The organism is Jingyaoa shaoxingensis (assembly GCF_014385005.1).
GTDB classification, from domain to species: Bacteria; Bacillota; Clostridia; order Lachnospirales; family Lachnospiraceae; genus Marvinbryantia; species Marvinbryantia shaoxingensis.
Genome location: NZ_JACRSZ010000009.1, coordinates 1 through 15,931, shown reverse-complemented (window position 1 = coordinate 15,931; position 15,931 = coordinate 1). Strand labels below are relative to the sequence as shown.

Sequence of the window (15,931 nt, the reverse complement as noted above, 5' to 3'; positions counted from 1 at the left end):
CTGTAAAGCGTACCTTTTCAGCACGCTTTCTTTGCCTGTTTATATATTTGGCCATTTTTCAACCTACATCCAAATTGTATCAGGACAATCTTTCATTTCACTTTCAAAAAACGAGCAGAAATCTTACAGAATTGTAAGATTTCTGCTCACTTAAAATTTAACCAACATATGGTAATTGAATCACAAACGTGCTTCCTTTTTTCTTTTTGCCGGAGGTTACCGTAATCGTACCTGCGTGTTTTTCGATAATTTCTCTCGATAGAAAAAGTCCGATTCCTGTACCACTCTTTTCCATGACCTCCTTGGAACTTCCTCTGTAAAATCGTTGAAAAATTTTGTGATACTCATTCTGCGGAATACCAATTCCCTGATCCTCAATTTCCATTCTTACAAGATCGTTTCTTTTTTGTAACCGGATAAATATTTTTGAACCACACGGACTGTACTTGACCGCATTATCCAGAACGTTGATCACAGCTTCACCAAGCCACCTTTTATCCTGCATAATCGTGCATGTTTCCAGCTCTTTTTCATAGTCAAAAACGAATTCAATTTCTTTCTCATCCGCTTTAGGATAAGTGCGGTTCACAGCAGATATGACAGTATCCATAAGCGGAAGTTTTTTCTTATTAATCTGAATCAGTCCAGTTTCCATCTTGGATATTTCAAGAAGCGACTGCAATAATGTCTCCAGTCCATCCAGCGCACTCCGACAACGGATACGAAACTCCTCCTGTTCTGTGGCACTTAAGTCATTCTGCATCAGCACACTAAAACATGTATCCAAAGCTGCAACCGGTGTCTTTAACTGGTGAGAAATATCAGAAACCATTTCTTTCGTATTCTCCTTTTCTGCCCTTGCTTCTTCCTTTATCAACTGAATATGATGTCCGATTGCTTCAAGCTGGTCATTCAATTTTTCCAGTTCTGCATGATTTTCCGTTTTCAGTAAATCATCAAATTTATTTTCACGGAATCTGATCAGAATTTCTTCCAACTGGTCTAAAATTTTCTGATGACACGCATCTTCTTTTTTCTTCCAATAAAGTAAAAAAGTCAAAAGAAGCACGCATATCACAGTGCTTATAGCACCGGTCACCATAACCTGATGCCGGAATTGCGAATAAAATGCATTCCCTTTATTCCCCCAGTATCCATATTGCTCCAATAATCGCCTTCCCTGTTCGTTAGTTTCAATATCCTTATCCTTAAGCAATTCCGAAACAGCATCCAGCCCGGAAAATTCTTCCTTTGCAGCAATCTCTGTCATAAGATTCATTTTATATTTATAATCTTCATAAAACACATACGTGGTAAAGCAATTTAATATTGAAAACAATAATATGACAGGTAATACCAAGGAGAGCACTACTGTAATCTTCTTGCGATATCTCTTTGTCACTGCCTTACCTCCTGATTCCATATATACCCAAGACCTCTGATATTCTTTATATAGACCGGTGCAGCCGGATTGTCTTCGATTTTCTCACGGAGTCTTCTGATATTGACAGCGATTGTATTTTCATCCACAAAATCCCCTTCCAGATCAAACACATTTTCCAATATTTGTGTTTTTGAAAGAATCTGTTTCGGATTCTGAAGAAAAAAAGTCAGCATTTTCAACTCCGTTTTTGTCAGACTGATTTCACGACTCTTTATCAGGACTTTCATTTCTCCTGCGATAAATACGATATCTCCCGAAATCATCTTTCCGGCTTCCGTTTTCTCCTGTCTGCGGCGGAAATGTGCTTCTATTTTCAAAAGAAGTACCGAAAGACTAAACGGCTTTGTAATATAATCATCTGCCCCTGCTTCATATCCCATGACCTGATCCATCTCCTGATCTAGTGCTGTAAGACAAATAATGTATGTATTATAATTGCATCTCATCCACTTTACAAATTCCAGTCCATTCCCATCCGGAAGATTCACATCACAAATGGTAACATCCACATTATTATCACTTGCAATTCTTTTCGCTTTTTTCACTGATTCTGCTGAAAAAACCTCATATCCGGATTTTTTCAGTGAGAATGTAATTCCACGATTTAAATTTTCATCATCTTCAACCACGAGTATACCTGGCATAGCATCTGCACCTCTCTTTATTAACTAATCATCTTAAAATGCTTCAATGCCTCCACAATTGCACTCTCTTTATCTCATCATATGTAGCCTTAGTCTCTGCAGATGTTATATCCATATCATCAAGTTCAATCGTGACATTAATGTAATCATCCGGCTTTTGTTTAAGTTGGGACAAAAGAACAACCGTCTCCACATGTGTTGTCACTAACATAGGAACACACATCCTTTACCTCGTCTACGATATGGGAACACATTTCTTTCGCTTTTTCTACTGCTTTTGATTTCTTCCCAAATCGTTCTTTTGCGTTTCCAATTTCATTTTTGAATCCTGTTTTATATACGAAAATGATTTTATAGGGATCTTTCTCTCCATTTTCATCGTAACCACCGACAATAACTTTTTCGATGATACTTTCAAATATTCCTCTGTCAAATTCTTCTAAAATCTGATTTTTTGACAATGCTTTTCTAAAATCTGCCAGTCTTCTTTGCAAGCTACCTTCATTGTCATATTGTTGTTCCAACATACTTAACTGTGCTTTTGCTTCAGACAATTTCTTTTCATACCCCACATCTGTTTCCTCATAAATGTCTTTAGCCACAACACCCTCTAAATAGTTTTCCAGCAACTTTTTTCTCTTATATTGAATATTATAAACACTTCTATTGAGTTTTTCAATTTTATCTTCTATCGAGTCCTCTGATAAAGTTTTCTCGATTCTCTTAATAAATTCTTCCAACACATCTTTATGATCTGTACATAACATACGGTAAGATTCAATAAAAGCCTCTTCTATAACCTGCTCTGGAATTCCTTTACTATCTGGACAAAACTTTTTACCATGTTTTGTTGATTCTACACATTGCCAAATAGTTTTTGTATATTTCGAACTGCTATGCCACCTTCTCCTTGATAAATTCGCACCACAAAATCCACATTCAAGCATACAACTAAAAGCATATTGTCTACTGAATTTTTCTCGTTTTCCAGGTGCTACTCCCTTTTTGCGTCCTCCATTACGGCGTTCCCGTATCTCCTGGGCTCTTGCAAATGTTTCTTCTGATACAATCGGTTTATGATGATTTTTGATGTAAAACCGATCTTCTTCTCCAAGATTCTCCAGCCTTCTTTTTGATATTGGATCTACGGTAAAGGTTTTTCCTAATAAAATATCACCTTTGTATTTTTCATTATTAATAATTCCCATCACACTAGAAGAAGTCCACGGATTCCCTTTAATAGTTGGAATTCCCTGTTCATTCAGTTCCCTTGCAATCATCGTACTTCCAGCTCCTGCAACATATCTGTCAAATATGTATCTGACCGTTTCCGCACCTTCTTCGTTAATAGACAACGACTTTGTTACTACATCGTAATCATATCCAAGGCAGCCCTGAAAACCAACAAGTTCTCCACGTTTCATCTTCATTTTCAAACCTTTTTTTACATATGCAGATGTATTTTCCACTTCCTGCTGTGCAACAGAACTTAAAATAGTCAGTAAAAATTCTCCATCTTTTAACGTATTAATTTTTTCGACTTCAAAATATACCGCTATATTCCTCTCTCTTAACATTCTTACATATTTTAATGTATCTAATGTATTTCGTGCGAATCTAGGAATGCTTTTTGCAATCACTAGATCAATATTGCCTGAAAGACATTCCTGAATCAGTAATTGGAATTCTTCTCTTTTATCTGTTTTCGTGCCTGTAATTGCTTTATCAGCAAAAACTCCTGCAAAAACCCATTGCTTATTACTCTTTATCAAATCCGTGTAATATCTGACCATTGAATTATAACTTTTAATCTGATCTTCATCATCAGTACTAACACGACAATATGCGGCAACTCTTAATCTATCAATCTTTCTTCCCGTAGAAGTATCCTCACCAGCACCCTTCGCCTTAATGATTTCAACTTCCATTTGACCGCTCCTTTCTTTTTTGTGTTCCTACCGTAGTGTTGATATAATTTTACAACGCAACACTATAATAGTCAAGCGGTAATATTAGAAATAACACCATAATCTTTTTTTAACTTTTTCTCTACCAGCTGATACTCTGCTTCACTTATAAGTTTTAACGAGCGTAATTGTTTCAACATTGACAGCTGCATACTGTATCTCAACAATTTTGCACTATTCATTTTCCCTCTCTATTCTTTCTCATCTACTTTTATTCAAAAATCCTGCAGTAGCTGTCGGGTAACAGCCTCATTGGTATTTCACCATCTTCTCAGACCGGGCAGCTTTCCCGGAAGTATCATTATCAAAAACAGTATCTTCGCCACAAAAATCCCACTTTCTGATCACAGTCAAATATTTATCGCTCATGCCTTTGCTTCCATATCATTTTGATACCATTTCCACTTTGCGTCACGATGTCGCAAAGCAATAATGCAGACAGTCCTGGCGTATCTACTGTATAGCTCCTCTGTTTCATTCGTCCTGCAGGATAAATATGAAATTTTCAAGGTACAATGATTGCTCTTTTTATATCAATTTACGAAAGGGAGTCGTTCAGATAAAAATTATGCAATCTTAAATTTCAGTATTTTAGTAATCAATTTTGTTTCAAGTCTGCGTCTCAATGTTTCATCCACACAATAATGTAAATTTCCGTATTCATCATATAATTTTCTGGTTGATAACACTGCAATATAACCTTCATAATGTTTCAAAATCCTGTTAATTGCTTCCACATCTCCGGACGCTGCCGACACGATAATATGATACGGTAGTAACTTTGTATTATTTCTTTTTTCCAGTCCTGATCTCCTCCATAATCTTTTTTAAAGCTATAAGGGAACTTGTACGATGATGATGAATGGTACTTCTTACAAGATTCATATATTTTGCAATTTCTGTATCTGTCATATCCAGAAAAAAAGATAATAAAATTACATTTCGCTTCTTTTCCGGCAAAGACTTTAATGCTTCACCAATCAACTCATCTTTTACTTCTATGTCATAATCAAAGACATGGAACATTTCTGATTCAACTATGTAATCATCCATGATTTCCAATTGTCGTAGTTCCTTCTGCGTTAATTCCGAAAAAGAAATTTCATATTTTAAACGATAATTTCTTTCTCTCTCATAATCTATCATTTCATTCTTCAACAGGGTTTTGCAGAAACTGTCAAACTGTTTCCTTATTCTTGGCTGCTGTTCGGAAGAAGATTTCTTCATAAGAGATCACCTCCTTCCGTAACCACCTGAAGCAGAGTGAAATATCTCCCTTTCACTCCATAGCACGAATGGATATATATCCAGCGTCGAACACCCGACACTGTTTTTAAAAAATATTTTTTTATATAAAAAACGCCCTTACAGGCCGATACCCATAGGACGTTGTTTATATCTGATATTAAATTTTCCCCACATGTTTCGAGTGGGTATAATGCACTCTCAACTGCATAACTATTTACATTGCTTAAAATGCAACTTATTTATCTGCCTTTCCACGCATTACGCAGGATTGGCTTTGATTAGCACAAAAAAATCCTTTCAACAGTTCAGAATACATAGCTCTCCCAAACATGTTCAAAGGATAAAAACACGAAAAAAAGCCTTTGAACATTGCGTTTTTTTTATATGCAATATCCAAAGTTTCTTACTTTTTCTAAAAGTGCATGATGCCCCTCTAATATAGTGATTTATTAGTGCATTTTCTTTCTCTAAAGTGAAATATACACTATACATGGAGGTGTATGATATGGCTAAATCTAAGAAAATTGATAAAGACATGGGTTTTCGCCTGAAGAAAGCCAGATTAGACCAAAAGCTGACTTATGATGAGCTATCCGAAAAATCCGGTGTTTCATCAAGATATATTAAAGAGATTGAAAATCATGGCAATGTTCCAAGTCTTGAAAAACTCGGACAGCTCATTCGTGCTTTACACATCTCTGCCGATCCATTTTTTTATCCAGCGGCTCTGAACGATAATCTGGATTACCAAAGGCTGTTGATTTATCTTTCAGAATGTACTCCCGATCAGATAACCACCATCCTTGCACTTGTGGAAGCCTATCTTCGTACATATAAAACCCATGAAACAGAATAGCAGAAAGATTTCTATTTTTTCTGGATTATTTCTGAATAATTCTGGATAAAACAGGGTGGTCAGCTTGCCTGTAAGCCTTCCACCCCGTTTGAACTATTTTTCAGTATGCATAAGCAATTCTTTTACTTTATTTCTTTTTTTCAAAATTCCCAATCCTTCAAATATCTGTATCGCATCTATCATTCCCTGATAATACGCTCTTTGTTCTTCTTGAAAATGGGCATGATCCACAATATCCATATATTTTTCCAAAAGCACCTTCTGTTCTCTTGAAATCTCTGCCAGCAACTTCTCATATTCCTGATTTGCCTTTTTTAATTCTTTAGCTGCATTTTTCGCCTCTTTTGTACAAACAGAATACTCACGCTCTCCTGCTTCGCTACGAAGCTCCTCCAATACCTCTGCCACCGTTTCAAATACTTCGTTCATTTTTGTATCCACCTTTCCATATAAGTATTGCATTTTGCAGGCAGTATTATCAGTCCTTGCATTATTTTCAACAACTTTATTCTCTTATACTTCATCTTTAGAAGTATATTATCAACATTATTCCGTAAAATCAATCATGTAGCACTTCATCTTTAGAAAGTTGGTATTTGAATGAAGATTTACTGGAATAAAGAAAACAATTCCAAAAACCTTATTGGACAACGTGTAAAAGAATTACGAACCGAAAAGCACATATCACAAAAAGCATTAGCTGAACAACTCCAGCTTGCCGGATATGAGTTCAGTGATCTTACAGTACTTCGTATTGAACAAGGAACACGCTTTGTACCGGATTATGAGGTAGTGGCTCTGGCAGAATTTTTTCATGTATCTTGTGAATATCTCTTGGGTATTAAAAATGAAAAATAAGCAGTGATCTGTAATCTACTCACAGACCGCTGCTTATATTTTTGTTGAAACGATAACCTACCCCCCATACCGTCTGTATGTAGATTGGCTTACTTGGATTATCCTCTATCTTCTCCCGAATATTCCGGATATGGCTCATGATGATGTTGTAATCGCCGGAATAGGATTCCTTCCAGACAATATCATAAATCTGCTCCTTGCTGAACACTCTGCCTGGATTCCTTGCTAATAAATGCAATATTTCAAATTCTGTAAACGTAATATTTACTTCTTTCTCACCACGATATACTAACCGTTTTGATGCATCTATTTCCATTCCTGCAAAGGCTAATTTTTCACACGCTATTTCTTCTTTTAACTGTGTTTTATTTTCAAAACTTCCCAATGCAGACATAACTGCATTTAATACTACTTCTTCATCTTCCTCAAGTGAAAGCAACAGTAACTTAGCTATAATCCTCACTCCCCAATCTATTGCTCAAAATATTCTTCAAGACATATTCCTCTTTCATAAATTTCTCGTGCCGCATCTACTCCTACATATCGATAATGCCATGGCTCATAGCTTGTCCCTGTAATCTCCTGTTTCCCTTGTGGGTACCGTAATATGAAACCATAATTATGTGCATTTGCGGCAAGCCACGTATATACCTCATCATTTGAGCTCTTTGATTTATCAGCATTAATATCAACTGCAATACCTAATTGGTGTTCACTTGTTCCGGGCAAAGCTACCCATTCCTTAGCAGTTCTTTCTGCTCTTGACTGTGAATATCCTTCATTTATATAAGCTTTTATCTTATCATCTAATATTTTCTGCTGTTCTTCATAAGTTCGATAGCCTTCCCGAACAACCGGATATATTCCATCTTTCCTTGCTGCATCAAACATTTCTTGTAAATACGGATATATCCTGCTATCCACCTTTTGACCATTTGATAATTCTGTTAATTCCACTCTATAATCTTCCGGTATTTCATTCCAACGGTTTACTACAATTAAATACCACTCCTCCGAAACCGGAATACTATGTAAATTCCCTAATCTTGAAGGAAATTCGTGAAATAGATTACATAGTATCAAAAGCAAGTAAACTATGATAATTCCTCGCAACCATTTCCCTCGCAACTTATTTTTTTTATCTCTTTTCTTTGCCATATTGTTATTTATGCCTTCATCCTTCTTGACCAGCTCTTTATAGCGAATGGCATACATAGAATACCAATCAAGACAGGAATAGTAATAAGTAGATATGGTGACCAGATAAGCTTCCCAAAAATACGAAAAGTATTAGTTCTGAAAATATCTGTTGAACTTCCTACCAATGGTATTAAATCCAATGCTTTTTGCATTTCATAAGGAAGATATTCTGCAATCATCATTGGTGCATATACAACAGCCAGACTAAGCAGTAAGGTAAGTACATTATTTTTTACAGCCGCTGATGTAAACATAACAATTCCGGCAAAACCTATTGCTCCAAGCAGTACAAAAGCATATTCATAAATTTCTGCCTGCAGCATATTCATAGGTGCAACAGCAATCAGCTTGATATTCTGAATCGGCATATCCCATCCGGCAGTTCCCATAAAAAACAACTGTGATATAACATTTGAAGCAGCAAGTAATGCAAATAACTCCACTGTAAACGCTAAACCAGTAAGAATTTTGGCAAGAGCTATTTTCCCCCAACCATTTCGAGTCGTCAATACTAGTGTGCTTGTATTATCATGCCATTCGCCAGCAAATAAAGAGGATAAAACAATACTGAGAAACAAAGCCATCACAACTCCCAGATCCGCAACCATACTACCAAGAAGCGTTGACCAGCCTTCTACCCACTCATAATGAAATGGTTTTTCTACCTTTCTCTCTATCTGATGTAAATACTCTTTTTCAGCACCTACCTGACCACTGACCTCCAAAAACTCATCAAGCACCTGCTGTCTTCTTTCATAGAAGCCTGTTAACTTATCCGGATCAACATAGCTTATCATCGTTTTATAATTACTGGTATCTCGAAGCTCCGGATACAATGTTCCGAGCCAACTATTAACTATCTGCCAGTCTGTCTTTTCCAGTTCTTTCTCCATACCGTCAGCTTCCATTTGCTGATAATCACTTACTATTTGCTGCAAGGTTTCATCCGTCAATTCTCCACCAAATGAAAGTGCATATCCCTGACTATCCTTTATTACTGTATATCCATCAAAATTATTGCCAAAAGCACTTGTATAGTCATCTGAGCTGCCAAAACCGAACCATTGAAACGAAAGTATGCTTCCAAAAATTACATAATAAACAAAACACAACAACACACATATTTTAACAATTTTCTTTCGCCATAACTTTTTATGCTCTAACCAAAATAGTTCCATTCTATTTCACTCCTTCCTCTGTGGGAAAATAAAACAAATAAAGATCTTCCAATGTAGCTTCACAAGGAACCGCTCGCTCACTAGGCATATTGTCTGAAATAATACGCAATATAATTTCTTTTCCTTCATGCCGTAAATTAGCAACCGTTGCTTTTGTCTGCCATTGTCTAGCTTCTTGTGGAGAAACAGAAAGCTCCCAAACCTTACCATTTGCCTTGTGAATCAACTCAGGAACCGTACCCTGCAATACAAATTTTCCTTTTTTCATCAATAGCACTTCATCTGCTATTGCTTCTATATCCGATACAATATGTGTGGAAAGAATTACAATTTTATCGCCTGCATACTCTGAGAGCAGATTACGAAAACGGACACGCTCTTTCGGATCAAGTCCCGCAGTCGGCTCATCCAAAATCAAAATTTTCGGATTATTAAGTAACGCCTGTGCAATTCCTACTCTTTGTTTCATACCACCGGAAAAAGTTTTTACTTTTTTGTTTGCCACATGGCTTAAATCAACTACTTCCAACAATTCAGTCACACGTTTTTTTGCAACATTCTTCGGTATTCCTTTCAGTGCTGCAATATACGTTAAGAACTCCATCGCAGTATAATTTGGATAATATCCAAAATCCTGTGGTAAATAACCCAACACATTCCGGTAATCTGCCCCCATCGAAGTTACTTCTTTTCCATCCAGCAATACCTCCCCTGAGGTTGACTCCAAAACAGCACATAGCATACGCATCAATGTTGTTTTACCTGCACCGTTAGCCCCCAAAAGACCATATACTCCCGGCTTTAAGGTTGCACTAACACAATCTACCGCTATTTTCCTGCCATACTGTTTTGTTAAACGATCAAGCGACAATTCCATACATTTTTCCTTCCTTTCTCATCTCTGCAATATAATGAATTTCATTTATAAAGAACATAGCAAAAATCAAAAATGTAACAATCCACACCCCCACTGCTGATGTTTCATATAACCATGGCAATATTCTTGCTGACATACCCCAACAAATGCAGGAACCCAGCATTACAATCGCACATATCTGTAAACTCTGTTTCTTTTGCAAACGGATCAAACGCAGCAACGCAACCATACACACTAAGTACGGAACAAGGCAGTATAGAACCATCTGTCCAATCTCTTTATAAGAATTTTGCAAATAAACTTCCATACACAAAAGAATTGTTATACACACCAAATTAGCAGCCCCAGCCAAAACCAGCTTTGCTAACGTGATTTGGGCACCAGAAGCTCTTGTTACCGCTTCAATCTCGCTCATTCCATAATACTGGCTTTTAAAAATTGCTGGCATGACAGCCAATACAAACAGCGGCATAAAAATTGGTATATTCTTTGGCACGTCTGCAATGCTGGCAATTGTTAAACAAACTATAAATAACGTTACTGCCTGCAAACCAAATATTGGAATACCATCAAAGCGAAATACATCTGAAAGATAGTGAAAGAAACCTGTCCTCGGTTCTGCCCTAGTCACTTCCTGTTCTCGTACAATTTCAGTGCAAAGCTTAATCGTTTCCTCTAATCTTTTAGGCTGTACTTCCTCTCCTAAAGATTGCTGTAAATAGCCCTTCAAATTTTTATCTTTCATTTTCCTGCTCCTTTCTCATAATTTTTAAAGCATTACGAACCCTGCTTTGTGCTGTTCGCATATTGCATCCCATCACTTTTGCAATCTCTCCAAAACTAAGTTGTTCTCCAAAGCGTAGAATGACTGCTTCCCTTTGTTCTGATGATAAAAAATTCAAAAAATAGCTTATCTCTGCCCTATCCTCTAGCCGAACTATGTCGTTATACTCATGCACTATATTTTCTTCATCTTCTAATGGATAAAACTCAGCCTTCCTACTTTCATCAATACATAAATGATTTGCAATCGTGTATAGATAAGCCTTAAATTTCTTTTTCCCTTTATATCCGGATAAATTCTTAAACAACTTCAAAAATGTTTCCTGAGTCAGGTCTTCTGCTTTTTCCAGATTAGAGCAATGCCACCTACAGTAACGTAAAATAGATGTATAATAGCGTTTTATCAATTCTTCTGCTGCATTTTCATTTCCAAGTAGAATCTGTTCCACTAATTCGTCATCACTCAACACGCATCAGACTCCTTTCCATTGAATATCTGTATATATATAATAACGGGTTATGCACTTAAAATGATTAAAAGATTCCTCATTTTTTCTTAAAACGAATGAAACAATTAAACCAATATTTTATCTCAACCCCTTTCAGAAATATCAAATAAATCAAACACTACCTTTTTCTCCGCTTAGAGTAATACTTCCCACACCACACAATTTTCTCTATCCCTAAGTATTGCATTTTACAGGCAGTATTATCAATCCTTAAATTTCTTACAAAAATATTTTTCCACACTTCATCTTTAGAAAGTTGGTGATGATATGAAAATTTACTGGAATAAAAAAAGCAATTCCAAAAATCTGATAGGTCAGAAAGTAAAGGAATTGCGAACTGAAAGGCAGCTTTCGCAAAAAGCACTGGCAGAACAGCTCCAACTTGCCGGATATGAATTTAGTGATTTGACCGTATTACGAATAGAACAAGGGACACGCTTTGTACCAGATTATGAAGTGGTTGCCCTTGCTGAATTTTTCCATGTATCTTGTGAATATCTTTTAGATGTCAGAAGCGAAAAATAAGCAGTGATCTGTATTTCTTCTTTACAGACCGCTGCTTAAATTTTTGTTGAAACGATAGCCTACACCCCATACCGTCTGTATGTAGATTGGCTTGCTTGGGTTATCTTCTATCTTTTCTCGTATGTTGCGTATATGGCTCATGACGATGTTATGATTGCCAAAATAAGGTTCTTTCCAAACACGATTGTATATCTGCTCCTTACTGAATACTATTCCAGCATTTTGTGCTAACAACAATAAGATTTCAAACTCTGTGTAAGTCAACTCAATCTCATTATCTTCCCGAACCACAATCCGCTTATGTTCGTCAATGCGAAGTCCATCAAATATCAGTTTTCGTTTATTGACAATCTGCTGTCGTAAGACTTCTGTTTCCTCATTCAAACATGATAAAATATTGTTGATAATATGTTCTTCGTTATCTTCAAAGGACAAAATCAGCAACTTCCCAAAAGCACCACCTTCCTTTATGCTTTCCTTTCTATGATTGTAAACACACTACACCATTTAATTCAAAGAAATCGGATAAAGTTGAAAATCAGCGAAGCAGCATTTATTAATTACTCCGCTGATTTACTGCTATTCTTCCCGTATGGCAGGCAAAATTTCCGCTTTCTTTAATTCAACTTTGGCATATGCTACAAAAATCAGATAAATACCTCCCATAACAGCAACAAGCGCTATGAGGAACAGCCACGGCAATTTCAACGAAATACAATGGTTTACTGCATCCAAGCGTTGACATGCCACGATGCTGATAAGTCCTCCAAATGCAAGAGAAACCAACAGGGAGCCACCAAGGTAACTACCAATCTCTCGGTCTAACATTGATTTTAGCTGCTTCTGCGTTGCTCCAACGGCCTTCAGTAAGCCAAACTCTCGTTTCCTGTTCTGAAAATCAACCATAAGCATATTCATAAGACTGATACTTCCAAAGACAAACAGAATAGCAGAGGCCATATACAGAGCATTTATAGAGGCTCTATATTGATGCTGAATATTTTTTATCGTTTGATCAATCGTATTTACTTCTATTTTTCCATTTTCATCCGCAATCTCCTGAACTGCAGTCAAAACTTCGTCAAAATGTCCGTCTGAATTTTTGACTGCCAGAATACCCGTCTGCTCTGTTATTCCTGTCAGTTTCTCTGCTGTATCATAAGTCATCATGAAGTAGGGACTTCCGGGAACGACCGGGCTATTCTCCATCAAATCAGACCTGTTGTATGTGCCTACAACAACGGCTTCCACATTAAAGATACTGCCATCAAAAGATCTGCCCTCAATCTTCAAAGTATCGCCAACCTGTGCTATACCTTCTTCAACCAATATTCCATTTTTCTCAACCATATCGTCGTAATCTGCCGTTCCAGAGGATAGCACTGCCTGCTTTTCTTCCGTCTGCTCCCGGTTTAAGGTTGGAAAGAAATCTGAAATGCTCGTGATAGAACCACTTCCGCCCGAAAAAGTAACCGTCATATAAACGCTGTCGAATGCAGTGATTTTTTCTACCCCGTCTATCTTTTCTAATTCCTGCATCAGTGTCTGATCCTCAAGCGGATTTTCTTCCAGCTGCAATTTTGCACTTCCGTATGGCTCCGCTTCGTTATCAAAGGAACTACCCACTGTATTTTTTATTTGTATAAGAATGTTACCAGCTGGATAATATTTAAAGCTCGCCTGTTTTTCCGGATCAATAGAACCAGCAACCGTAGAAGTAACCAGTAAAAGAGCACCGCTCACTCCAAGCATTAGCAGTGTCAAAGCTGCCTTTTGCCTATTTCTTTGTATATTTAATTTTGCCAGATGAGACGGCGTAAGTTTCCGATGCAATTTCGGACTGTTTTTTGCCTTTCCGGCATACGTGAGATATTTCGCACCCTCTACCGGGGAAGTGTTCATTGCTACCCGGACAGGCTTAAAAATGGCAATATTCACTGTCATAAAGGCTACTGCGGCGATCAGTACAGCATAAATAACTGTTGTTTTCAGCTGAAATCCGTCAGGACAACCAATAAATCCAATCAGTGCGCCAATGACAAGACCTAGAGGAATACCCGTCAAGGCATATAACCGTCCCTCTTTTCCTGCCATCCGCTTAATCTGCCTTTTTGTCATGCCAAGTGTCCGCAGTTGCCCAAACATCTGAACATTTTTTACAATCTTTGTGTAAAAGACACCATAGACAATCGTTGCCGCCAGAATAGCCGTCAATGCCGCCAGTAATGGCACTGGAATCGGAATACCCGATGTGATCACCCCCGACATAACAGCAATATATTCTGTAAGCATTACCTGTTCCTCGACGATGCCTGTATTTTGTATTGCTTTGCTGGCAAAATCAAGAATCGCCGTGGAGCTTATGGCATCTGTATTCAGCCTTGTATATGCTGTAACCTGAAAAGAATCTTTTGCCAAATCTCGGGCAAGCTCTTTACTGACATAAATAAAATATCCGTTGCTTTCCTTTGTGTCGTCCAGAATACCAGAAAGCGTATATTCCGCTTTCTGCCCTGTGCCGGTCACGTCAAGGGAAATAACATCGCCAGGTTTATACGCTTTTCCTAAAAAGTCAATATAATTCTGCGGAAGCATAATCTCATTTTCTTTCTGCGGCACACTTCCCTGTAAAGTCTTTTCTTCCTGATGCAACAAGTAATCTTCATCTCCATAAGCAACCGTAATTGTTTTATCATCCACATAAAAAAAGCCAATAGCGGAATATTCTCCGATCCATGAAATATCTTTGTTTTGGCGCAGCAAAGCTGTCTGTTCATCCGTAACTCCCAAAATGCCAATCTGTGCTTTATTCCTCTGTGTGTTCTTAAATTCCTCTTGTGTTCCTGTTGATATTAGGATAATCGAAAAAACCATACAGACAGAGAGGGCGATTGTCAAAAGCAAAAAAGTCTTGCTTCTCTTATCCGCTTTCATACTCCTATCTGCCAATTTCTTTACAATGGCGCTTGTATCATTTTCAAAAGGCCAAGTCATAGCCGTCACCTCCTTACTCCATGATTTTTCCGTCCTCAATGCGGACAATTCGATCCGCAAGACGGGCAATGTCATTATTGTGGGTAATCATCACGACGGTTTGCCGGAACTTGGCACTGGTACGCTTGATAAGTCCAAGCACCTCAGCGCTGGTCTTGCTGTCAAGGTTGCCAGTCGGCTCGTCAGCCAGCACAATGGCCGGTTTGGTAATTAGGGCACGGGCAATCGCCACACGCTGTTGCTGACCGCCTGAAAGATTATTTGGCATATTTTTTAATTTATTTTCCAACCCCAGCAGGTGAATAATTTCATCCAAAAACTTCTGATCCACCGTGTCCCCGTCCAGCTCCACCGGCAGGACAATGTTCTCATATACATTCAGAATGGGAACAAGGTTATAATTCTGGAAGATAAAACCGATGTTGCGGCGTCTAAAAATGGTAAGCTGCTCGTCGTTCTTTTTGGCCAGTTCCTCGCCACGGACAACCACGGTTCCGCTGGTGGGAGTGTCCAGTCCTCCCATCATGTGAAGCAGAGTGGATTTTCCGCTGCCGGATGTTCCCACAACGGCCACAAACTCGCCGTCTTCTACGGAGAAGTTTACACCGTCCAATGCGCGGGTAATGTTTGGCTCTGTGCCGTAATACTTTTTCAGGTCAATGGTTTGTAAAACGCTCATATTCAAAACTCCTTTCAAGGCCTTCTGCCTGTTGATAAGGGTATTGTAAAGTCCAAATATAAGTGATATCTGAGCACCATACAGCATCTGGATGTTCTGGATTAAATTTTTCGTTCAAAATATTTTTTAGTTTCTGGCTTAGATCAGAATCAATGGTTGTTTGAGTATA

The 15,931-nt window shown here is 37.8% G+C and carries 19 protein-coding genes and 1 pseudogene; 3 read left to right on the top strand and 17 right to left on the bottom strand.

Annotated features, from left to right (window positions below; all coding sequences use genetic code 11):
- Positions 1-157: 157 nt before the first annotated feature.
- The 6 genes from H8716_RS09660 to H8716_RS09630 form a co-directional block, all read right to left on the bottom strand.
- Positions 158-1,423, bottom strand: a complete 1,266-nt coding sequence (locus H8716_RS09660; protein WP_249308488.1) for a sensor histidine kinase — start codon at positions 1,421-1,423, stop codon at positions 158-160.
- A complete protein-coding gene (locus H8716_RS09655) occupies positions 1,399-2,088 on the bottom strand; it encodes a response regulator transcription factor (protein WP_249308487.1) in 690 nt (229 codons plus the stop codon). The genes H8716_RS09660 and H8716_RS09655 overlap by 25 nt, the downstream gene beginning before the upstream one ends.
- Before the next feature lie 161 nt (positions 2,089-2,249).
- On the bottom strand, positions 2,250-4,016 hold the full coding sequence (locus tag H8716_RS09645) for a recombinase family protein (RefSeq protein ID WP_249308486.1): 1,767 nt from the start codon (positions 4,014-4,016) through the stop codon (positions 2,250-2,252).
- A 71-nt stretch (positions 4,017-4,087) separates the two neighbouring features.
- Positions 4,088-4,237 carry an SHOCT domain-containing protein gene (locus tag H8716_RS09640; protein WP_004613393.1) on the bottom strand — a complete coding sequence of 50 codons (150 nt, stop codon included), beginning with the start codon at positions 4,235-4,237 and terminating at the stop codon, positions 4,088-4,090.
- A 384-nt stretch (positions 4,238-4,621) separates the two neighbouring features.
- Positions 4,622-4,858, bottom strand: a complete 237-nt coding sequence (locus H8716_RS09635; RefSeq protein ID WP_038292684.1) for a helix-turn-helix domain-containing protein — start codon at positions 4,856-4,858, stop codon at positions 4,622-4,624.
- A complete protein-coding gene (locus H8716_RS09630) occupies positions 4,842-5,282 on the bottom strand; it encodes a sigma-70 family RNA polymerase sigma factor (RefSeq protein ID WP_173897082.1) in 441 nt (146 codons plus the stop codon). Before H8716_RS09630 ends, H8716_RS09635 begins: the two co-directional genes overlap by 17 nt.
- A gap of 526 nt (positions 5,283-5,808) precedes the next feature.
- Here H8716_RS09630 and H8716_RS09625 point away from each other — a divergent pair.
- A complete protein-coding gene (locus H8716_RS09625) occupies positions 5,809-6,159 on the top strand; it encodes a helix-turn-helix domain-containing protein (RefSeq protein ID WP_002594763.1) in 351 nt (116 codons plus the stop codon).
- A gap of 93 nt (positions 6,160-6,252) precedes the next feature.
- Here H8716_RS09625 and H8716_RS09620 read toward each other — a convergent pair whose 3' ends face one another.
- A complete protein-coding gene (locus H8716_RS09620) occupies positions 6,253-6,588 on the bottom strand; it encodes a hypothetical protein (RefSeq protein WP_249308485.1) in 336 nt (111 codons plus the stop codon).
- A gap of 171 nt (positions 6,589-6,759) precedes the next feature.
- Between H8716_RS09620 and H8716_RS09615 the strand changes: the two genes are divergently transcribed.
- Complete coding sequence (locus H8716_RS09615; protein ID WP_227709685.1) at positions 6,760-7,017, top strand: helix-turn-helix domain-containing protein; 258 nt, start codon at positions 6,760-6,762, stop codon at positions 7,015-7,017.
- 19 nt (positions 7,018-7,036) lie between these two features.
- On the opposite strand, the gene H8716_RS09610 is transcribed toward H8716_RS09615, so the two are convergent.
- The 6 genes from H8716_RS09610 to H8716_RS09585 are packed head-to-tail and all read right to left on the bottom strand — an operon-like array spanning position 7,037 to position 11,525.
- The gene (locus H8716_RS09610) at positions 7,037-7,480 is read right to left on the bottom strand and encodes a winged helix-turn-helix domain-containing protein (RefSeq protein ID WP_330606547.1); all 444 of its coding nucleotides are present in this window, start codon (positions 7,478-7,480) and stop codon (positions 7,037-7,039) included.
- An 8-nt stretch (positions 7,481-7,488) separates the two neighbouring features.
- The gene (locus H8716_RS09605) at positions 7,489-8,175 is read right to left on the bottom strand and encodes a M15 family metallopeptidase (protein WP_334299711.1); all 687 of its coding nucleotides are present in this window, start codon (positions 8,173-8,175) and stop codon (positions 7,489-7,491) included.
- Positions 8,176-8,183: 8 nt separating this feature from the next.
- Positions 8,184-9,395, bottom strand: coding sequence for an ABC transporter permease subunit (locus tag H8716_RS09600; protein WP_249308483.1), 1,212 nt, complete (start codon positions 9,393-9,395; stop codon positions 8,184-8,186).
- Between the two features lies 1 nt (position 9,396).
- Positions 9,397-10,272: an ABC transporter ATP-binding protein gene (locus tag H8716_RS09595; RefSeq protein WP_249308481.1), complete on the bottom strand. Its 876-nt coding sequence runs from the start codon at positions 10,270-10,272 to the stop codon at positions 9,397-9,399.
- A complete protein-coding gene (locus tag H8716_RS09590; protein WP_249308479.1) occupies positions 10,256-11,017 on the bottom strand; it encodes a hypothetical protein in 762 nt (253 codons plus the stop codon). Before H8716_RS09590 ends, H8716_RS09595 begins: the two co-directional genes overlap by 17 nt.
- Positions 11,007-11,525, bottom strand: coding sequence for an RNA polymerase sigma factor (locus H8716_RS09585; RefSeq protein WP_249308477.1), 519 nt, complete (start codon positions 11,523-11,525; stop codon positions 11,007-11,009). The genes H8716_RS09590 and H8716_RS09585 overlap by 11 nt, the downstream gene beginning before the upstream one ends.
- Before the next feature lie 306 nt (positions 11,526-11,831).
- Here H8716_RS09585 and H8716_RS09580 point away from each other — a divergent pair, with 306 nt between their 5' ends.
- Positions 11,832-12,089 (top strand): helix-turn-helix domain-containing protein, encoded by a 258-nt coding sequence (locus tag H8716_RS09580; protein ID WP_249308475.1) that lies wholly within the window; start codon positions 11,832-11,834, stop codon positions 12,087-12,089.
- A 21-nt stretch (positions 12,090-12,110) separates the two neighbouring features.
- On the opposite strand, the gene H8716_RS09575 is transcribed toward H8716_RS09580, so the two are convergent.
- From H8716_RS09575 to H8716_RS09560, 4 genes and pseudogenes are all read right to left on the bottom strand, one after another.
- Entirely contained in the window at positions 12,111-12,524 is a 414-nt protein-coding gene (locus H8716_RS09575) for a winged helix-turn-helix domain-containing protein (RefSeq protein ID WP_330606545.1), read from the bottom strand.
- 144 nt (positions 12,525-12,668) lie between these two features.
- The gene (locus tag H8716_RS09570) at positions 12,669-15,083 is read right to left on the bottom strand and encodes an ABC transporter permease (protein WP_249308471.1); all 2,415 of its coding nucleotides are present in this window, start codon (positions 15,081-15,083) and stop codon (positions 12,669-12,671) included.
- A 13-nt stretch (positions 15,084-15,096) separates the two neighbouring features.
- Positions 15,097-15,762: an ABC transporter ATP-binding protein gene (locus H8716_RS09565; protein WP_118699247.1), complete on the bottom strand. Its 666-nt coding sequence runs from the start codon at positions 15,760-15,762 to the stop codon at positions 15,097-15,099.
- Positions 15,740-15,931 (bottom strand): annotated as a pseudogene (locus tag H8716_RS09560) (hypothetical protein); the annotation flags it as partial. The gene H8716_RS09565 and the pseudogene H8716_RS09560, both read right to left, overlap by 23 nt.

Excerpts from the sequence above, each read along its gene's own strand:
- H8716_RS09660 (WP_249308488.1), bottom strand. The coding sequence starts at position 1,423 with ATGGAATCAGGAGGTAAGGCAGTGACAAAGAGATATCGCAAGAAGATT.
- H8716_RS09655 (WP_249308487.1), bottom strand. The coding sequence starts at position 2,088 with ATGCCAGGTATACTCGTGGTTGAAGATGATGAAAATTTAAATCGTGGA.
- H8716_RS09645 (WP_249308486.1), bottom strand. The coding sequence starts at position 4,016 with ATGGAAGTTGAAATCATTAAGGCGAAGGGTGCTGGTGAGGATACTTCT.
- H8716_RS09640 (WP_004613393.1), bottom strand. The coding sequence starts at position 4,237 with ATGAATAGTGCAAAATTGTTGAGATACAGTATGCAGCTGTCAATGTTG.
- H8716_RS09630 (WP_173897082.1), bottom strand. The coding sequence starts at position 5,282 with ATGAAGAAATCTTCTTCCGAACAGCAGCCAAGAATAAGGAAACAGTTT.
- H8716_RS09625 (WP_002594763.1), top strand. The coding sequence starts at position 5,809 with ATGGCTAAATCTAAGAAAATTGATAAAGACATGGGTTTTCGCCTGAAG.
- H8716_RS09620 (WP_249308485.1), bottom strand. The coding sequence starts at position 6,588 with ATGAACGAAGTATTTGAAACGGTGGCAGAGGTATTGGAGGAGCTTCGT.
- H8716_RS09615 (WP_227709685.1), top strand. The coding sequence starts at position 6,760 with ATGAAGATTTACTGGAATAAAGAAAACAATTCCAAAAACCTTATTGGA.
- H8716_RS09605 (WP_334299711.1), bottom strand. The coding sequence starts at position 8,175 with ATGGCAAAGAAAAGAGATAAAAAAAATAAGTTGCGAGGGAAATGGTTG.
- H8716_RS09600 (WP_249308483.1), bottom strand. The coding sequence starts at position 9,395 with ATGGAACTATTTTGGTTAGAGCATAAAAAGTTATGGCGAAAGAAAATT.
- H8716_RS09595 (WP_249308481.1), bottom strand. The coding sequence starts at position 10,272 with ATGGAATTGTCGCTTGATCGTTTAACAAAACAGTATGGCAGGAAAATA.
- H8716_RS09590 (WP_249308479.1), bottom strand. The coding sequence starts at position 11,017 with ATGAAAGATAAAAATTTGAAGGGCTATTTACAGCAATCTTTAGGAGAG.
- H8716_RS09580 (WP_249308475.1), top strand. The coding sequence starts at position 11,832 with ATGAAAATTTACTGGAATAAAAAAAGCAATTCCAAAAATCTGATAGGT.
- H8716_RS09570 (WP_249308471.1), bottom strand. The coding sequence starts at position 15,083 with ATGACTTGGCCTTTTGAAAATGATACAAGCGCCATTGTAAAGAAATTG.
- H8716_RS09565 (WP_118699247.1), bottom strand. The coding sequence starts at position 15,762 with ATGAGCGTTTTACAAACCATTGACCTGAAAAAGTATTACGGCACAGAG.